The following is a 16,732-nucleotide window of genomic DNA, read 5'->3' on the forward strand; positions in this document are numbered from 1 at the left end:
CGTCTCGGCCCGCAATTCCTCCGCCAACTGCCTCAATTGCTCGATCGACAGGTTGCGCAGGTCCGCCGGATACGAAACCCGGTCCAAAAGCGGAAAGCGCCCGCGCGTCGGAACCGCGCCCTCGCGCTCCGGTCCCCCAGCCTGTTGTTCGGACATCGCTCTCAGCTCCTGCGGTCAACCACGTATTGGATAAGGTCTCGCAGCCTGTCGGCCTCGGCACCAAAACAATCAAGATACGCCTGCGCCCGCTCGGCAACCCGGCGGGCCTCGCGCGCGGCCCCTTCGACACCTAACAGGGCGACATAGGTGGATTTGCCAGCGGCTTCATCCTTGCCTGCAGTCTTGCCCAGCTCTTCGGCACTGGCCGTGGCATCCAGCACGTCATCGGCAATCTGAAACGCCGCACCCAAATCGCGCCCATATGCCGCAATACGGGTGCGCAGCGACAGATCCGCGTCACCCAGGATGGCTCCCGATTCTGCTGCATAGCGAATCAGACAGCCGGTCTTGAGGGCATGCAGCCTCTCGACTTCAGGCAGGGAAAGGGCGCGACCTTCACCCGCCATGTCGATCATTTGCCCGCCAACCATGCCGGCTGCGCCTGATGCCGCCGCCAGGGCGGATACCAGGCCGATCCGAATGGCGGCATCAGAATGGGTTGCGGCATCGGACAGGATCTCGAATGCCATCGTCTGCAGCGCATCGCCAGCCAGGATGGCAGTGGCTTCATCGAACTTCCGATGCGTCGAAGGCTGGCCGCGGCGCAGGTCATCGTCATCCATGGCAGGCAAATCGTCATGCACCAGCGAATAGGCGTGCAGCATCTCCACTGAAGCCGCGACCCGGTTGAAGCGGGCAGGATCGACACCGAACAGGCTGGCGACTTCCGCAGCCAGGTAACCGCGCAGGCGCTTGCCTCCCCCGAGGGTCGCATACCGCATTGCCTCCACGACCCGTCCCTCGGCACCCGCTGCAGGCGGCAGGAGTTGGTCAATGGTCGCTTCGACGGCCTTGGCCCGACTGGACATGGATTCCCTCAGCAACCTGGTGCGCAGCGCGGAATCCGGTGCGGGGGCGCTCACTGTTGTCTGGCTCATCAGGGCATCAATCCATTGAACTCGTCTCCAGCGTGCCGTCTGCGCGCTGGATGATCGCCTGAATGCGGGCCTCGGCCTCGCTCAGCTTGCTGTCACAATGCCGCCTCAAGGCGGCGCCACGCTCATAGGACGCAATGGCGTCCTGAAGCCGGAGTTGCCCGCCTTCAAGCTGACGCACGATCTCTTCCAATTGGGCCAGAGCGTCCTCGAAGGACAGTTTGGACAGATCATCCGTCATGGGTACGACATTTCCATCATGAGGCGGAGGAATTACCCCCTGACAGACGCATCTGCCAAGGGCATAGGGGGTATGGCATGAATTTGTGGTCGCTGTGGCTTTCGGGCCACGCGTCTAAAAAGCAATAAAAAATTAGAAAATCGGTTTTAATGTCGCACATCAGACGTCCGGAAACGTCGCCTGATTCGCTTCGACCGGCATGTCCGCCCGCCGCCGTATAACGAACGACAGAACGCCCGAATCCTCTCCGAAGGCAATCAACGCATGACCGGTTTCCCGACAAAAAGCCTGGAAATCCGCAACACTGGCACGATCCGTCGCAATGACCCGCAACCGCTCGCCCGGCTGCATGGATCGCAGTGTCCGATTGGCCTTAAGGACGGGAAGAGGGCAATTGAGCCCTTTGAGGTCGAGCACGGTCTCGCTCATGGCAGGAGGGGCTCCGGTAAATAGGCCGTGGTCAGCGTTGGTCAACGTTCAAGACCGTCTTTACGGCATGGACCAACCGACCATAGAAGAAATAACCAACATATAGAATATCACGGATCACGGGATGGACATGACCGACTATCGGATCGGGATCGATTTTGGCGGCACCAAGATCGAAATCGCGGCCCTTGCACGGGCCGATGGACATGAGATCATTCGGCGACGCATCGCAAATCCCGGCCATTACGATGGCGCGGTCCTCGCGATTCGCGACCTCGTCGCCGGCGTCGATGCCGAGCTGGGCGGCCAGGGAACGGTCGGGATCGGCATTCCGGGATCGATCAGTCCCGATACCGGCGTTATCAAGAACGCCAACGCGACGTGGCTGAACAATCAGCCATTCGGTCGCGACCTGACCGCTTCCGTAGGGCGTGAAGTTCGCGTCGAGAATGATGCCAACTGCTTCGCTCTGTCCGAGGCAGTCGATGGCGCTGGTGCCGGCCGCAGCGTCGTGCTGGGCGTGATTATCGGCACCGGGATGGGAGGCGGGATCATCGTCGACGGCAAGTTGCTGGCTGGTGCTCATCATATCGCCGGCGAGTGGGGCCATATACCTCTACCCTGGCCGCGAATCGAGGAAATGCCTCTGCCAAAATGTTTCTGCGGCAATGAAGGCTGCCTGGAACGCTATCTTAGCGGGTCGGCGCTGGCACAGGATTGGCAGGGGCCGGGTCATCGCAGCACAGCGGGCATCGAAGCTGCGGCCGAAGCAGGCGACATCACTGCGATCGGTGCGCTTGATCGATATATGGACCGTCTGGCGCGGGCCTGCGCGATGGCAATCAATTTCCTGGATCCGGACGTTATCGTGCTGGGCGGCGGCGTCTCCAACGTGCAGTCGATCTACGAACGTGTCCCGTTGCTGATGCCGCGCTACGTTATTACCCCGCGCTGCAATACGCCTATCGTACGCAACGTGCATGGCGACAGTTCGGGTGTGCGCGGGGCGGCCTGGCTGTGGTCGCACGACGAACAATCTGCCTGATCCGGATCGGGGGCGCCCGCCAGACAGCGCGGGCGCTCTCGGGCTTCAGACCGTGGATCGGATCCGCTCGGGGCGGAAGCCGGTAGCTATAACATAAAGCTCGCTCGATTCCTTGCGGCTGGCCGGCGGCTTGGCATGGCGGACGGTCGCGAATGCTTGCTTCATCGGCAGCAGCATCTGTTTTTCGGACCCACCTTGGAACACCTTGGCGACGAAGGCGCCATTGGGTGCCAAGACCTTCGTGGCGAAATCCAATGCCAGTTCAGCCAGGCCGATGATGCGCAGATGGTCGGTCGGCGCATGCCCGGTCGTATTCGGTGCCATATCCGATAGGACCAGATCGGCCGGGCCGCCCAGCAGCGCCATCAACCGGTCGGGCATGTCGGGCTCGTTGAAATCTCCCTCGATGATCGTCGCTCCGTTCACCGGATCCACCGGCAGCAGATCGACCCCGACCACGTTCGAGGCGCCGCGCTTGACGGTGACCTGGGTCCAGCCGCCCGGTGCCGCGCCCAGGTCGATTATCCGCATGCCAGGGCGAATCAGATGGAACCGATCATCCAGTTCAATCAGCTTGAATGCGGCTCGTGACCGCCATCCCTGCTTGCGCGCAGCCTGTACATAAGGATCGTTCAGTTGCCGGTTCAGCCAGCGCTGTTGGGCCGTGGTCCGGCCCCGCGCTGTGCGCAGAGAGACCGCATGCGTCCGACTCGATGCCACGGTGCCGGAGTCGGCGCTGGCATCCTTGCCACCCGGTGTCGCGCTGCTTTGCAGCGCCTTTCCAGGGACCCTTGATTTGCCGTTTCCGGCCGAAGGAGGCCGTTTCATGGATGGGACAGGTCTGCGGCCGAAAGGGGCGGAAAGCGCAAGGCAGAAGCAAGCGATGGCACGGGCATCGCCGTCGAATCGTGTATCATGCGCAGCAGCATACCATCGCGCAGCCCACGATCCGCTACGATGATCTCAGGAACGGGCCAAATCGCATGGATTGCCTCGAAGATCGCACATCCCGGCATGACGTAGACTGCGCGGTCCGGCCCTACGCATGGATGCTGGCGCAGGCCGGATGGCCCAAGAGCGGCGAGAGTACGAATCGCATCCAGCGCGGGTCCGGAAAGCAGGATGGTTCCGTCCACGGCCATGCGGCTATAGCGACTTAGCGACAATGCGATGCTGGCCAACGTGGTAACGGTCCCACTGGTCCCCATCAGGCTGACCGTGCCACGGCTGATTTCACGGCCGATGCAATGCACGTTCTCGAAGGTACGCAATTGCCGTGTGACCAGGTCGACCATCTGCCGATAGCCGCTATCGGTGAACGCCGATTCACCGAACTGCTCCGCCAGGGTGATGACCCCTGCGGGCAGGCTCAGATATCCACCCAGTTCCTGGCGACGAGCCCGCCGGTCCATCCGTACCCAGGCAATCTCGGTCGACCCTCCGCCGATGTCGAACAGGACGGCTCGTGTGCGTGATGGCGACAACCGGTCGTCATGTAGCAGTGGAGCGCAACTCTCCATTGCCAGTTCAGCTTCCTCGCGCGGCGAGATGACGGTGATGTCCAGGCCGGTCTCCTGGCGGACCCGCCGGATGAAGTCTGCGCCGTTGATAGCCCGGCGACACGCTTCGGTGGCTACCGCGCGATAGCGGCGAAGCCGCCGACGTCCCATTCGTGCAGCGCAGATATGCAACGCCTCGACTGTTCGGTCCATCGCTGCGGGACTCAGGCGTCCGGTGCTTTGCAATCCTTCGCCCAGCCGCACGATTCGGCTAAAGCTGTCGACGACCCGGAAGCCGTTCGCGGTCGGGGTCGCGATCATCAGGCGGCAATTATTCGTCCCCAGATCAATCGCGCCATACATGCCTGCAGAGCCGTGATTCGGCCTAAACGCCGAGACGTGAGAGAGCCTTGCCTCCTCCTGGCCATCGCGCCAGGACATCGTGTTGTCCATCGGACGGACCCTTTGCCGCTATTCTATGCATTCTGGGTGCGGAGCCGCAGGAAGGGCAAGATAAATATGCCCCCAAGGAGAAAACTTGGCCATAAAGGCGCTTGTCACACCGCATCTCCGATGCTATCAGCCCCACACCGCACGGCAGCCAAGCCTTGGTTGTCTTGCTGGGGGATAGTTTAGCGGTAGAACTACCGGCTCTGACCCGGTCAGCCCTGGTTCGAATCCAGGTCCCCCAGCCAAAATTTCCCATTCCACAGGCATGATGGCTTCGGGGTGGAATAGGCTTTCCCGATATCAACCCAGCGCGTGGCCGAATTTCCGATGGTCGCGGCATTGGCCGAACTTCCTGCAGCATTCAGCCGCACCGGCTTTGGCGAAAGCCTTGGGGCAGGGCGCCCTGGACGTCCTGGTCGCGCCACCGCCATTGGCGGCAGATGATCCGCTTGGCACACCATGTGGTCGCCGTGCGGATCAGGGGCCGGTTCAGTGCTTGCGCAACGCTGCCGCGTCAGCGGCCCGGTTGCGGATTTCGATCACGTCCGGCGTTCCGGGCGGCACCAGCCAGGAACCGCCGATGCATCGGACCGCGGGCAGGGCAAGCCACTCCGGCGCCCGCATTTGGTCAATTCCGCCCGTTGGGCAGAATCGCGCAGCACCAAAGGGCGCCGCCAGGGCTTGCAACGCTTTGATGCCGCCCGATGCTTCCGCAGGGAAAAACTTGAAGCGGTTAAATCCTAACTCCAATCCGCGCATGATATCGCCTGCATTGGCGATCCCCGGCAGAAACGGAATGTTGCGTGCGATCGCGGCTTTGCCCAACGCGTCGGTCAGGCCGGGACTGACAATAAATCCTGCGCCGGCCTTGATGCTGGCATCCAGATCTGCCTCATTCAGGACGGTGCCGGCCCCGACAACCGCCCCCTCAACCTTTGCCATTTCCGCAATGACGTCCAACGCGATCGGCGTACGCAGGGTGACTTCCAGCACCCGCAATCCCCCGGCGACCAGCGCTTCCGCGATTGGGCGGGCATGGGTGAGGTCATGCACCACCAGTACCGGGATCACCGGCGACAGCGTCATAATGCGATCGATTTCAGACATATATCGTCTCTCTATTCTGGGCGTCCTTCAGGATGCCCGGTTCTCCATCGCCGCGAGCATGGCCGATGCGCCTTGTTCGGCACCATCTGCACCCGTACGCATGAATGAGAACAACTCCCGTCCTGTGCCGTCTTCCTGTCCCGGCTGTGTCGCAGGGGTACGGGCACTCCATTCGGCCTGATCAACCAGCACGTTTATGGAACCATCTCCAGCGCTCAGACGGATCGCGTCGCCATTTTGTACGTATGCCAAGGGACCGTTCGGCAAGGCCTCGGGTGTCAGGTGAATGACCGCCGGAACCTTGCCGCTGGCTCCCGACATGCGGCCGTCGGTCACCAGGGCCACGCGATATCCGCGGTCCTGCAGTACGCTGAGCGACGGCGTCAGCTTGTGCAGTTCGGGCATTCCGTTTGCAGCTGGTCCCTGGAACCGCACGACGACGATCACATCACGATTCAGTTCGCCCGCCCGGAAGGCACGCAGTACGTCTTCTTGGTCATCGAACACAGCCGCAGCCGCTTCGATGGTCCAGCGTTCCGGGGCGACTGCGCTGGTCTTGAAAATCCCGCGCCCCAGATTGCCCTGCATCAGCCGCATGCCGCCATCGGCACGGAAGGGAGCCGTCGCCGGACGCAGGATGGTCTCGTCACCAGAATGCACTCGCCGCTCGCTCCAGGTCAGCACGTCATCCTTCAACTGGGGCGTGCCGGCATAGGCATGCAGACCACCCGCCGCGACGGTCAGGATGTCATCGTGCAGCAATCCTTCATCCAGCAGCGTACCGATGACGAATCCCATGCCGCCCGCAGCGTGGAAACCGTTCACGTCCGCCGTGCCGTTCGGATAGATGCGGGTCAGAAGCGGCACCGCACTCGACAGGCGATCCAGATCCTCCCAATCGATGATGATCCCGGCGGCACGGGCGATCGCCGGCAGATGGATCGCCAGGTTGGTCGATCCTCCAGTCGCCAGCAGTCCGACCGCGGCATTGACAATCGCCTTCTCGTCGATGCATCGCGCCAGCGGACGATAATCATCACCTTCGGCGCCCATTGCCACCAGCCGATGCACCGCCTCACGTGTCAGCGCCTGGCGCAGCTTGGTATTCGGGGGGACAAAGGCCGCGCCGGGCACATGCAGCCCCATGACTTCCATCATCATCTGATTGGTGTTGGCGGTGCCGTAGAACGTACATGTTCCAGGACTGTGATATGACGCGGCTTCAGCTTCCAGCAATTCTTCCCGACCGACCTTTCCTTCCGAGAAAAGCTGGCGGATCTCCTGCTTGGCCTTGTTCGGCAGACCTGATCCCATAGGCCCCGCCGGCACCAGGATCATCGGCAGGTGGCCGAAGCGCAGCGCCCCCATCAACAATCCAGGCACGATCTTATCGCAGATGCCTAGCAGCGCCGCTCCCTCGAACATGCCGTGGCTCAGCGCCACAGCCGTGGAAAGGGCGATCGTATCCCGGCTGAACAGAGAAAGCTCCATGCCTGGCTGTCCCTGTGTCACGCCGTCACACATTGCCGGCACGCAACCTGCTACCTGTGCGGTTGCCCCAAGTTCACGCGCGAACAGGCGCATCTGGTCGGGATACCGGCCATAAGGCTGATGCGCCGACAGCATGTCGTTATAGGCGCTGACGATGCCGATATTCATGCCGCTGCCGGCGCGAATTGTCTGCTTGTCGTCGCCGGCCGCTGCGAAGGCATGAGCAAGGTTGCCGCAGGCCAGGCGCGGACGGTTGACACCTCGGTCCTGCTGGCGTGCAATCAGCTCCAGATACCGGCGCCGCGTTGGCGTGGATCGCTGGATAACCCGCCCGGTCACGCCCTCCAGGACAGCATTCAGGCCCATCGAATGCGCACCCGGGTCATGCCGGAAATGCTCCTCATGCTCTGCATCTCCGCAACTCCCCCCAAAGCAGGCGCCGAAAACATGCGGCGCAGTATTTTCAAAACGACGACGATACAACGGGTGAGGGCGGACAGAGCCGAGACTGCCTGGCAGGATCGGGTCATGCCCACGACTTGCGCATGCCGCCGCACATTGGGCGTCCTTTACCCGGCCTGTCGGGGCGGTATCAAGCATTGTTTTCACGAAGGCGTGAGGCAAATTCCATCCGGGGTTTGCAGGCCCAGCGGTATGTCACGGCGTGACTGGAGCGGGCAGGGACCATGACGTTAAAGCCGGGGGCATAACGGCCCCCGGCTCTCGCACGTCAGATAATTCATTCGCTTACGGAGTACGGCGTGCTTTCAGTGATCGGTCCAGCCGACATAGCTGCCGACATTGTCCCGGGTCACCAATATCGGCGGGATCAGGATCGTCTTTTCACTCGGGCGTTTACCATCCGCTATGGCTTCGGCCGTCTCTACCGCCAACACACCGATCTTGTACGGATCCTGGGATGCCGAGGCCAGGATGTTACCCTTACCCGATTTCAGGGCTGCGACGATATCGGGCGCTCCGTCGACCGACGTGATGACTACCTTGCGATTCTGCTGGCGGGCAGCCAGATCCGAGCCGATAGCTTGCGGGTCGTTGATGGTAAACACTCCGGCCAGATTCGGAAACCGGATCAGATAGCCCAGCATGACCTGCATGCCTGCGTCACGCGCGCCCTGTCCGTTCTGATCGTCGCTAACGATCTGAATATCCGGCCATTTCTTCAACGAACTCTTGCAGCCCGCGACGCGGTCGAACACCGATGACACCGACGGACCATTCTCGATTGCGACCTCACCCTTGTGGCCGATCTTATCAGCCAGAAAGGCGCAGGAAATCTCGCCTGCCTTGGTGTTGTCGGTCATGATCGTGGCATCAGCACCGGCCGCCGCAACGTCGGCCGCGATGACCACGATGCCCGCAGCTTGCGCGCGCTTGATTGCCGGCAGCACCGCCTGCGGATCGACCGCATTGATCACGATCAGCTTCACGCCGGATGCAATGAAATTATCTACCTGGGTGAATTGCTTGTTCAGATCGTAATCCGATGATACCGAAATGATTCTCGCATTCGGATTGGTCTTATGTATCGTGTCGCCTACCGCCTTGGCCAACGTCACGAAATAGGGATTGCCAAGCGACCCCACGGTAATGCCCACAGCATCGAACGTAGCGGCGCGGGCAAGACCTACGCACCCGAGGGCCGACGTGGCAAAAAAGGCAGCGGCAATTAACCCGGTTTTAAACATTCTCATCGAGTCCTTGTTTTTATTGTTTTTTTGTAATGAAGCCGTCCCCCGGGGCCGGCTTCAGAACCTTTTGCGACTCAGGTGCGCGCGCCCCCTTTTTGCCGGAACCGATCGAGCGAAACCGCGCCAATTATGACCAGGCCCTTGATGATGAACTGCCAGATATCGGAGACACCCATCAGGATCAGTCCGTTTGACAGGACGGCAATGATCAGAGCGCCCACCAATGTACCCCAGATCGAGCCGATGCCGCCGACAAACGACGTCCCGCCCAATATCACGGCCGCGATCGCATCCAATTCGTAGGATTGGCCGAGCTGCAACCCATTTGCTGCGAACAGCCGGGCGGATGACATCACTCCCCCCAGTCCGGCCAGCAGGCCTGAGAGACCGTAGACGAACAGCAGCACTGCGGCGACATTGATGCCAGCCAACCGTGCTGCCGCCGGGTTCCCGCCTACGGCATAAATCCGAACCCCCAGAACCGTGCGGCGCAGAACGTACCATGCCGCAACCACGACCAGCAGCGCGATGATCGCCAACCATGGCACTGTAAAGCCGGGCAGTCGCAGCCCATCATTGCCGATCCAGGCATAGGACAGGTCCGGGTTGAAGATGGTCTTGTCCTGCCCCAGCAGCCGCGCCAGACCGCGCACTGCGGTCAACGAGCCGAGTGTGACGATGAAGGGCGGCAATCCTCCCCATGCGACCAGCATGCCGTTGCCTAATCCGATCACCAAACCGGTGGCGAGGCAGGCGGGTATCGCGAGCCACCCCACCGAAATACTCAGCGAGACCATCAGCGCGATCATTGCCGATGCGGCCAGGATTGACCCAACGGACAGGTCGATGCCACCAGTCAGGATCACGAAAGTCATGCCGGTTGCCAGCACGATGTTGATCGAGGCTTGCTGCCCCACGATGGACAGGTTCTGCCCCGTCAGGAACCGATGGCCGCCCGCGAGGTGGAAGCCGACGGCGAGCAGGATCAAGACCGGCAACATGCCGGCGGATTGCAGGCCGGCACCCAATTTCAGGCGGCGCCTGGCTGCACGATCTGCCGGCACGTCAGGCTGGACAAGGGGTAAAGAGGGCATCGTCATGGGTACTGTTCCCCTTCAGGCCGCGACGAGTTCGCCCGCGGCAAGAGACATGATGGCGTGCTGGGTCGGCCGTGGTGCGTCTGGACCACCGACTTCGCCAACGATGTGGCCCTCGCGCATGACGAGGACCCTGTCACAAATGCCGATGATCTCGGGCAGATCCGATGAGATGACCAGGATCGCCACGCCCCGCTGGGCCAGGCTGTCGATCGTGCGGTAGATCTCGGATTTCGCTCCGACATCAACCCCGCGCGTCGGTTCATCCAGGATCAGTACCTTGGGTCCCGTCTCCAGCAACCGGGACAGCAGGATTTTTTGCTGGTTGCCGCCCGATAGGCTGCCGACATTGACGGCCGGACTGGCTGCCCGGACGCGCAGGCTGGCAAAGGCCGCGCGTGCCCGCTCATGCAGGCGTCCCAAATTCAGGCGCCCTCCCACGCGCGCATCGCGATCGATGACATCCAGTGCGATATTGGTTTCGCACGACATATCCAGAAACAGCCCCAGTGCCTTGCGATCCTCGGTCAGATAGACCAGACCCGATGCGATGGATTCCGACGGCTTGCGTGGCGCGAATGTTTCGCCATCCAGCGCCATGCGCCCGCCCGCGGCGCGATCGGCGCCATAAATCAACCGTGCAAGTTCGGTACGCCCGGCTCCAACCAGACCCGAAAGGCCCAGAACTTCGCCGCGATGCAACGTGAAGCTCGCTGGGAATACGCGCCGGCCGCCATCGGTTAGGCCCGACACCTCCAGAACGGCCGCGCCGCGCACCGCGTCGGGGGTGTGCTGCTTCATATAGAAGGATGTCAGGTCGCGCCCGACCATCATGCGCACCAACGCATCTGACGAAATTTCGTCCCGAACCAGCGTGCCGACATAATGTCCGTCGCGCAGGACCGATACGCGATCGGCCAGTTCATAAATTTCGGCCATGCGGTGGCTAATATAGATCAGCGCGATCCCTTCGTCGCGCAACTGCCGGATCAGCGCGAACAATCGGTCGGTCTCGCGTGCCGAGAGCGTCGTGGTCGGCTCGTCCAGAACCAGGATCGCGGCGTTGCGATGCAGCGCACGCGCAATTTCGACCAATTGCTGCTCGGCGATCGACAATGTCGAGACGATCGTCTCAGGCTCGAACGGCGCACCAAGCCGCTCCAGCACAGGCCGTGCCGACGCATTCATGGATGCGCGGTCCAACCGTCCACCCGGACGCGTGGGTTCCGAGCCTAAATGGATATTTTCGGCAACGGTCAGGTTGGGTGACAGCGCCAGTTCCTGATAGATGATGGCGATCCCGGCCTGTCGGGCGTCGCGCGGCGCGGCAATCGCGACCGGCTTGCCCTGCACCAGAATCTCCCCACCCGGATCGGCCACGTAGGCGCCCGAGAGGATCTTCATCAGAGTGGATTTGCCCGCTCCATTTTCTCCCATCAGGGCCAACACCTCGCCGCCCCACGCTTTCAGCGAGACGTTCGTGAGTGCCTTCAGCCCAGGGAAGGATTTGGAGATACCCCGCATTTCCAATGCTGGGCAAGGCGAGGGTTCTGTTTCTATTTGCTGCACCGATTTACCCGGCGTTTTATTGTTGTGTTGCCCATCACCTAATCAGAACTGGCCGCCGCGAACAAGGAAGATCCGGGTCACATTTACGCGGGTAGCACTGATCGAGGGTCTTTTTTCCGCCTGCATGTGTAGCGCAATTAATATTTTATTTTAAAAACAAAAAGATAATAGAAAACCGATATCACCCGGCGTCATGATTCCGCATGAGGGGAAAAATACATATTGCAAGGAACCATTCTTTAATGGCTATCATGCATTGAATGGTTCCGAGGCGGAGCAGCACCATCCAAGGATTGATGAAAAGTGGACCCTAACCTCGTCCAGTTCAAAAAGGGGGTGCTGGAACTCTGTGTTCTTGCCCTTCTCTCGCGAAGTGATTCCTATGGCTACGACATCGCCAGCCGCCTCTCCGATGCAATCGATATGGGGGAGGGCACGATCTACCCCCTGATGCGCCGAATGCAGAAGGACGAGCTGGTCTCAACCTATCTGGTCGAATCCTCTTCGGGGCCGCCACGCAAATATTACCGGCTGACGGACAGCGGCCGAAGAAGCCTCGACGTCCAGAAATCAGCCTGGAACGATTTTACGCATTCGGTCGCCGCCATTTTGGATGGGCAGGAGAAGACACGATGAACGACCGGCAATTGTTCCTGCGGCGCCTGGCGGCGGGTCTCAAGGGAATGCCGAAATCCAGTATCGCGGACATTATGGCCGATTACGATGCGCATTTCGAAGCCGGCAACGCCGCGGGACGAAGCGAAGCCGATGTCGCGACAGCATTGGGCGATCCGGGGCGCCTCGCGCGTGAACTGCGTGCGGAAGTTGGACTCCGTCGATGGGAAGACGAACGCAGCATGGCCGCGGCTCTGGGTGTCATGGTCGGTGTTCTTGGACTGGCGGCACTCGACTTGTTCATCGTCCTGCCGTTGCTGGTCGGCGTGGTGGCCGCGCTCTTTTCTTTCTTCATTGTCGGGGTAGGCATGTGCCTCGGCGGTGGCGTGGCACTGCCTTTCGCGTTGATTGCCCATTTTCCGGGTTTCGCCGGCGATCACCTTCAGGCCGCGCTTCTCAGCCTCGGCTTCCTGAGCGGCGGCGCGTCCGTGGCGGCTTTCTGCGCGCTCTTCACGATCGGATTGATCAATCTCCTGGCACGCTATGGCCGGACACATTACCGGCTGATCACGGCACGACCGTCCATCTGAGTAGAGGGAATTACACATGATTCGTGGATTTTTACTGGTAGCGGTCGGCGGGGCAGCACTATCGATTGCCTCTTTCGGGATCGCTGCTGTCCGTGGCCCCGTATCGTGGCATACAGATATCGGGAACTTTTTCCTCTCCGATGATGGCGAGGAGCCGGCGGGGAGTGCCATATCGCGCACACTTGAGTGGAAGGGGGGCGACGAACTGGCGTTCCAGGTGCCGGCGACGATCATATATACCCAGGCCCCGTCTCCCGGCATCACAGCTATAGGGTCGAGGCGGGTCGTCGAAGCCCTCAGGCTCGACGGAAATGTGATTGATATGGATGACGCATCACTCCGTCACTGGCATTCCAGTCGGCTTCGCATCGTCGTGACTGCACCGCAACTCAAATCGATCACCGTTGAATCTGCAGGTGACCTGACCTTGAAAAATGTTGCGGTGGACCATCTGAGCTTGACTGTCAACGGGGCGGCAAATGTCGTCGGCTACGGTCGGGCCGATGCACTGACGCTCCGGGTCGCTGGTGCCGCGCATGCCGATCTGTCGGATATGGCGTTGGCTGATGCAGATATCAGTATCTCTGGGGCGGGGCATGTCGTGGCGGGTCCGACGGGGCATGTCTCTGCGCATATCAGCGGTGTGGGGGCTGTCGAACTTACCAGGCAACCAGCATCGATCAGCAAAGAGATCAACGGCATAGGCTCCATCGAGATTACCTCGCCGAAAGGGACCCGATTATAAAGGCAAATCGTCACTGTGGCTGAAGCGCCCATGCGAGCCAGCCGCAGTGACGGCGGTTGAGATACTCGCAGCCAAACATCGCATAACATATATTATGCCAATTTATGGCGACGTGTTCCAACTAGGGTGCCTGATTTTGGTTTCTCGGTTACAAACGAGCCATGAACATATCCACCGTCATGGGGTTCGCCCTTTCCGGCATCGACGCCATACCCGTTCGGGTGGAAGTACAACTCGCGTCTGGATTACCAACTTTTCTCATAGTCGGCCTCGCCGACAAGGCCGTGGCCGAAGCCCGCGAAAGGGTTCGTGCCGCGTTGTCGGCCATGGGGTTGGCTCTTCCCGCCAAGCGGATCGTCGTCAACCTTGCCCCGGCGAACATCGTCAAGGAAGGATCACATTTCGATCTGCCGATCGCCCTAGCGCTTCTGTCTGCAATGGGCGTGATTCCTCCCGAAGAGAGTGGCCGCCTAGCTGCGATTGGCGAGCTATCTTTGGATGGGCGGATAAACACCGTTCCTGGCGTCCTGCCGGCAGCTATGTGTGCTGTGGATCAATCGCGAACCTTGGTCTGCGCGGCGCAACAGGGTCATGAAGCACGGTGGGCGGGCGAAACGCTGGATATCCTGGCGCCTGAATCCTTGCTTGCCTTGGTAAATCATATGACCGGCGAGCAGGTGCTTCCCGCTGTCGAGTTGCAGGAACGCCTGCCGTTGGATCTTGACGGCGCGGGACCCGACTTGGCGGACGTGCGCGGAATGGAAACTGCGCGCCGCGCGCTGGAAATCGCTGCGGCGGGTGCGCATTCCTTGCTGATGACGGGACCGCCCGGGGCCGGTAAATCGATGCTGGCTGCGCGCCTGCCTTCGCTGCTGCCGGATCTTAGCAGTGCGCAAATCCTCGAGATAAGCCGCATTCACAGTGTCGCGGGCCAGCTTCCCATGGGGTTGCCGGTGTTTCGTCCGCCTTTTCGGGATCCGCATCATTCCACGAGCCAGGTCGCCTTGGTTGGCGGAGGCAGCCGCGTTCGGCCGGGCGAGGTCAGTCTGGCACATCGTGGTGTGCTGTTTCTCGACGAATTGCCGGAATTTTCACGCGGCGCCTTGGAGGCGCTGCGCCAGCCCATTGAAACCGGGACGATTACCGTTGCGCGCGCGTCCGCCCACGTCACCTACCCTGCTCGCTTCCAACTGGTGGCGGCGATGAATCCGTGCCGGTGTGGGTATCTGGGCGATGCAGCCCAGGAGTGCCGTAAGGCACCGCGGTGCGGAGAGGATTATCTGGCGCGGATTTCCGGCCCGATGCTCGACCGGTTGGACATGGCGGTACATGTCGAGCCCGTGACGCCGGGAGAACTCGCGGCTTTGCCGACCGGTGAGAGTAGCGCGGTGGTTGCGGCGCGGGTGGCGGTGGCGCGGGAGCGGCAGATGGCGCGCCAGGACGGGCAGACCAATGCGGAAGCATCGCCGGATCGGTTTCCGATCGAGGCGGCGGCGCGGGACTATGCGGTGCGGGTGGCGGATCGGCTGCGGCTTTCGGCGCGGGGATTTACGCGGCTGCTGCGGGTGGCGCGGACGATTGCCGATCTGGCCGGGCAGGACGATATCCAGCAGGCGCATGTCGCGGAGGCGGCGGGATATCGGCTGCGGCGGCCGGATCGTCACTGATTGAGCACGTCCAGTCCGTTCGAGAGGTCGGCGATCAGGTCCTCGGGGTTTTCCAGTCCGATATGCAGGCGGAAGGCGGGACCGGAATGTGGGGTTTTGTTGTGTTTGGACGAGCGGACGATGCCGCCGGTGGTCGGCAGGACCAGGCTTTCATAGCCGCCCCAGGATGCGCCGATTCCAAATAACGTCAAAGAATCTATCATCGATATCATGGATGATTGACTGTATTCGTCGCGCAATATGACCCCGAATAGGGCGGATGCGCCGGTAAAGTCGCGTTTCCATAAGTAATGACCGGGACAGGATGGCAGGGCCGGGTGGAGGACGCAGGCGATTTCGGGCCGGTCGGCCAGCCAGAGGGCCACGTCGAGCGCGTTGCGCGACTGGCGTTCGAGCCGCGCGCCCATGGTCCGCAGGCCCCGCAGCGTCAGCCAGCAATCGTCGGGGCCGGCGAGCTGGCCGAGCTGGATGGCGGTGTCGCGCAGGGCCTGCCAATCCTGGTCGTCGGCCACGGAAATCGCGCCGATGATGCTGTCCGAATGGCCGGACGGGTATTTGGTCAGCGCCTGGATCGAGATGTCGACGCCGTGCGCGAAGGGGTGGAAGATGCCGATGCCCCAGGTATTGTCCAGCACCAGCCGCGCGCCGCCTTCATGCGCGATGTCGGCGATCATGGCCACGTCCTGGACCTCGAACGTGTGGCTGCCGGGGCTTTCGGCGAAGACGATCTGCGTGTTCGGGCGCATGAGCGCGCGCAGCCCGTCGCCGTCGATCGTGGGGGGGTAGTAGCTGGTCTCGACCCCGAAGCGGCGGAGCAGCGTGTTGGCGAAGCGGCGCGTCGGCCCGTAGACGGAATCCGGCAGCAGGCAATGGCCGTTCTTGCCCAGAAAGCCCAGCAGCGCCGTCGAGCAGGCCGCCAGGCCCGACGAGACGATCTGGGTATGGCGCGCGCCCTCGATCGCCGCGATCGCGGCTTCGAGCTGGTGCTGGATCGGCGTGCCCATCGCCCCGTAGATCAGTTCGTGATCGTAGCGGCGATCGCCGTTTTCGTTCATGTCGGCGACGGTGGGGAACAGCACGGTCGAGCCGCGCGTGGGGGGCGCGTTGACGAGCGTACCCTGCGGGTCGGGCGGCAGGTCGCGCGCCAGGTGGACGAGCAGCGTGCCCATCTGGCGCCAGCCGCGGGAGACGGCGTCATGCAGTGCCTGGCGGTCGGTCATGCCGGTCATGCCGCCCGGGTCTCGGTACCCGTCTCGGCACCCGTCTCGACCGGGGCGCCCGGCGTGGCGCCCCATTCGGCCCAGGATCCGTCATAGAGCGCGTCGCCTTCGCGCCCGCAGAGGGCCAGGCCGAGCGACAGCACGGCGGCGGAGACGCCCGAGCC

16 protein-coding genes, 1 tRNA gene and 1 pseudogene are annotated in these 16,732 nt (G+C 61.9%); 6 read left to right on the forward strand and 12 right to left on the reverse strand.

The window, feature by feature from the left end:
• Positions 1 to 161 precede the first annotated feature (161 nt).
• The 3 genes from HUK84_RS03715 to HUK84_RS03725 all read right to left on the reverse strand — a co-directional run bounded on the left by HUK84_RS03715 (position 162) and on the right by HUK84_RS03725 (position 1,764).
• A complete protein-coding gene (locus tag HUK84_RS03715) occupies positions 162 to 1,097 on the reverse strand; it encodes a polyprenyl synthetase family protein (RefSeq protein ID WP_176639045.1) in 936 nt (311 codons plus the stop codon).
• A 7-nt stretch (positions 1,098 to 1,104) separates the two neighbouring features.
• A complete protein-coding gene (locus HUK84_RS03720) occupies positions 1,105 to 1,335 on the reverse strand; it encodes an exodeoxyribonuclease VII small subunit (RefSeq protein WP_176639046.1) in 231 nt (76 codons plus the stop codon).
• Positions 1,336 to 1,494: 159 nt separating this feature from the next.
• Entirely contained in the window at positions 1,495 to 1,764 is a 270-nt protein-coding gene (locus HUK84_RS03725; RefSeq protein WP_176639047.1) for a sulfurtransferase TusA family protein, read from the reverse strand.
• Between the two features lie 130 nt (positions 1,765 to 1,894).
• Between HUK84_RS03725 and HUK84_RS03730 the strand changes: the two genes are divergently transcribed.
• The gene (locus HUK84_RS03730; RefSeq protein WP_176639058.1) at positions 1,895 to 2,809 is read left to right on the forward strand and encodes an ROK family protein; all 915 of its coding nucleotides are present in this window, start codon (positions 1,895 to 1,897) and stop codon (positions 2,807 to 2,809) included.
• A 45-nt stretch (positions 2,810 to 2,854) separates the two neighbouring features.
• Here HUK84_RS03730 and HUK84_RS03735 read toward each other — a convergent pair whose 3' ends face one another.
• Positions 2,855 to 3,637 carry an RlmE family RNA methyltransferase gene (locus tag HUK84_RS03735; protein ID WP_176639048.1) on the reverse strand — a complete coding sequence of 261 codons (783 nt, stop codon included), beginning with the start codon at positions 3,635 to 3,637 and terminating at the stop codon, positions 2,855 to 2,857.
• Positions 3,634 to 4,761: a Ppx/GppA phosphatase family protein gene (locus tag HUK84_RS03740; RefSeq protein ID WP_176639049.1), complete on the reverse strand. Its 1,128-nt coding sequence runs from the start codon at positions 4,759 to 4,761 to the stop codon at positions 3,634 to 3,636. Before HUK84_RS03740 ends, HUK84_RS03735 begins: the two co-directional genes overlap by 4 nt.
• A gap of 168 nt (positions 4,762 to 4,929) precedes the next feature.
• Between HUK84_RS03740 and HUK84_RS03745 the strand changes: the two genes are divergently transcribed.
• A tRNA-Gln gene (locus HUK84_RS03745) sits at positions 4,930 to 5,003 on the forward strand.
• 244 nt (positions 5,004 to 5,247) lie between these two features.
• Here the strand turns inward: HUK84_RS03745 and eda are convergent.
• From eda to HUK84_RS03770, 5 genes are all read right to left on the reverse strand, one after another.
• Positions 5,248 to 5,865, reverse strand: a complete 618-nt coding sequence (eda, locus tag HUK84_RS03750; protein ID WP_176639050.1) for a bifunctional 4-hydroxy-2-oxoglutarate aldolase/2-dehydro-3-deoxy-phosphogluconate aldolase — start codon at positions 5,863 to 5,865, stop codon at positions 5,248 to 5,250.
• A 27-nt stretch (positions 5,866 to 5,892) separates the two neighbouring features.
• The gene (gene edd / locus HUK84_RS03755; protein WP_176639051.1) at positions 5,893 to 7,722 is read right to left on the reverse strand and encodes a phosphogluconate dehydratase; all 1,830 of its coding nucleotides are present in this window, start codon (positions 7,720 to 7,722) and stop codon (positions 5,893 to 5,895) included.
• A 401-nt stretch (positions 7,723 to 8,123) separates the two neighbouring features.
• A complete protein-coding gene (locus tag HUK84_RS03760; RefSeq protein ID WP_176639052.1) occupies positions 8,124 to 9,062 on the reverse strand; it encodes a substrate-binding domain-containing protein in 939 nt (312 codons plus the stop codon).
• A 77-nt stretch (positions 9,063 to 9,139) separates the two neighbouring features.
• Entirely contained in the window at positions 9,140 to 10,165 is a 1,026-nt protein-coding gene (locus HUK84_RS03765) for an ABC transporter permease subunit (protein WP_246285355.1), read from the reverse strand.
• A gap of 15 nt (positions 10,166 to 10,180) precedes the next feature.
• Positions 10,181 to 11,686, reverse strand: a complete 1,506-nt coding sequence (locus HUK84_RS03770; protein WP_176639053.1) for a sugar ABC transporter ATP-binding protein — start codon at positions 11,684 to 11,686, stop codon at positions 10,181 to 10,183.
• Positions 11,687 to 12,034: 348 nt separating this feature from the next.
• Between HUK84_RS03770 and HUK84_RS03775 the strand changes: the two genes are divergently transcribed.
• From HUK84_RS03775 to HUK84_RS03790, 4 genes are all read left to right on the forward strand, one after another.
• Positions 12,035 to 12,367, forward strand: a complete 333-nt coding sequence (locus tag HUK84_RS03775) for a PadR family transcriptional regulator (RefSeq protein ID WP_176639054.1) — start codon at positions 12,035 to 12,037, stop codon at positions 12,365 to 12,367.
• Complete coding sequence (locus HUK84_RS03780) at positions 12,364 to 12,936, forward strand: DUF1700 domain-containing protein (protein ID WP_176639055.1); 573 nt, start codon at positions 12,364 to 12,366, stop codon at positions 12,934 to 12,936. Before HUK84_RS03775 ends, HUK84_RS03780 begins: the two co-directional genes overlap by 4 nt.
• Positions 12,937 to 12,952: 16 nt before the next feature.
• A complete protein-coding gene (locus tag HUK84_RS03785) occupies positions 12,953 to 13,681 on the forward strand; it encodes a GIN domain-containing protein (protein ID WP_176639056.1) in 729 nt (242 codons plus the stop codon).
• Positions 13,682 to 13,842: 161 nt separating this feature from the next.
• Positions 13,843 to 15,348, forward strand: coding sequence for a YifB family Mg chelatase-like AAA ATPase (locus HUK84_RS03790; RefSeq protein ID WP_176639057.1), 1,506 nt, complete (start codon positions 13,843 to 13,845; stop codon positions 15,346 to 15,348).
• On the opposite strand, the gene metC is transcribed toward HUK84_RS03790, so the two are convergent.
• Both metC and HUK84_RS23095 read right to left on the reverse strand, forming a co-directional pair.
• Positions 15,342 to 16,568 (reverse strand): cystathionine beta-lyase, encoded by a 1,227-nt coding sequence (metC, locus tag HUK84_RS03795; protein ID WP_176639060.1) that lies wholly within the window; start codon positions 16,566 to 16,568, stop codon positions 15,342 to 15,344. The two genes, HUK84_RS03790 and metC, sit on opposite strands and share 7 nt — an antisense overlap.
• A 5-nt stretch (positions 16,569 to 16,573) precedes the next feature.
• Positions 16,574 to 16,732, reverse strand: a pseudogene (locus HUK84_RS23095) (sulfurtransferase); the annotation flags it as partial.

Source organism: Nguyenibacter vanlangensis (assembly GCF_013376155.1).
Taxonomy (GTDB): domain Bacteria; phylum Pseudomonadota; class Alphaproteobacteria; order Acetobacterales; family Acetobacteraceae; genus Gluconacetobacter; species Gluconacetobacter vanlangensis.

Excerpts from the sequence above, each read along its gene's own strand:
- HUK84_RS03725 (WP_176639047.1), bottom strand. The coding sequence starts at position 1,764 with ATGAGCGAGACCGTGCTCGACCTCAAAGGGCTCAATTGCCCTCTTCCC.
- HUK84_RS03780 (WP_176639055.1), top strand. The coding sequence starts at position 12,364 with ATGAACGACCGGCAATTGTTCCTGCGGCGCCTGGCGGCGGGTCTCAAG.
- HUK84_RS03770 (WP_176639053.1), bottom strand. The coding sequence starts at position 11,686 with ATGCGGGGTATCTCCAAATCCTTCCCTGGGCTGAAGGCACTCACGAAC.
- HUK84_RS03730 (WP_176639058.1), top strand. The coding sequence starts at position 1,895 with ATGACCGACTATCGGATCGGGATCGATTTTGGCGGCACCAAGATCGAA.
- metC (WP_176639060.1), bottom strand. The coding sequence starts at position 16,568 with ATGACCGACCGCCAGGCACTGCATGACGCCGTCTCCCGCGGCTGGCGC.
- HUK84_RS03720 (WP_176639046.1), bottom strand. The coding sequence starts at position 1,335 with ATGACGGATGATCTGTCCAAACTGTCCTTCGAGGACGCTCTGGCCCAA.
- HUK84_RS03760 (WP_176639052.1), bottom strand. The coding sequence starts at position 9,062 with ATGTTTAAAACCGGGTTAATTGCCGCTGCCTTTTTTGCCACGTCGGCC.
- HUK84_RS03715 (WP_176639045.1), bottom strand. The coding sequence starts at position 1,097 with ATGAGCCAGACAACAGTGAGCGCCCCCGCACCGGATTCCGCGCTGCGC.
- HUK84_RS03765 (WP_246285355.1), bottom strand. The coding sequence starts at position 10,165 with ATGACGATGCCCTCTTTACCCCTTGTCCAGCCTGACGTGCCGGCAGAT.
- edd (WP_176639051.1), bottom strand. The coding sequence starts at position 7,722 with ATGGGCCTGAATGCTGTCCTGGAGGGCGTGACCGGGCGGGTTATCCAG.
- HUK84_RS03785 (WP_176639056.1), top strand. The coding sequence starts at position 12,953 with ATGATTCGTGGATTTTTACTGGTAGCGGTCGGCGGGGCAGCACTATCG.
- eda (WP_176639050.1), bottom strand. The coding sequence starts at position 5,865 with ATGTCTGAAATCGATCGCATTATGACGCTGTCGCCGGTGATCCCGGTA.
- HUK84_RS03740 (WP_176639049.1), bottom strand. The coding sequence starts at position 4,761 with ATGGACAACACGATGTCCTGGCGCGATGGCCAGGAGGAGGCAAGGCTC.
- HUK84_RS03790 (WP_176639057.1), top strand. The coding sequence starts at position 13,843 with ATGAACATATCCACCGTCATGGGGTTCGCCCTTTCCGGCATCGACGCC.
- HUK84_RS03735 (WP_176639048.1), bottom strand. The coding sequence starts at position 3,637 with ATGAAACGGCCTCCTTCGGCCGGAAACGGCAAATCAAGGGTCCCTGGA.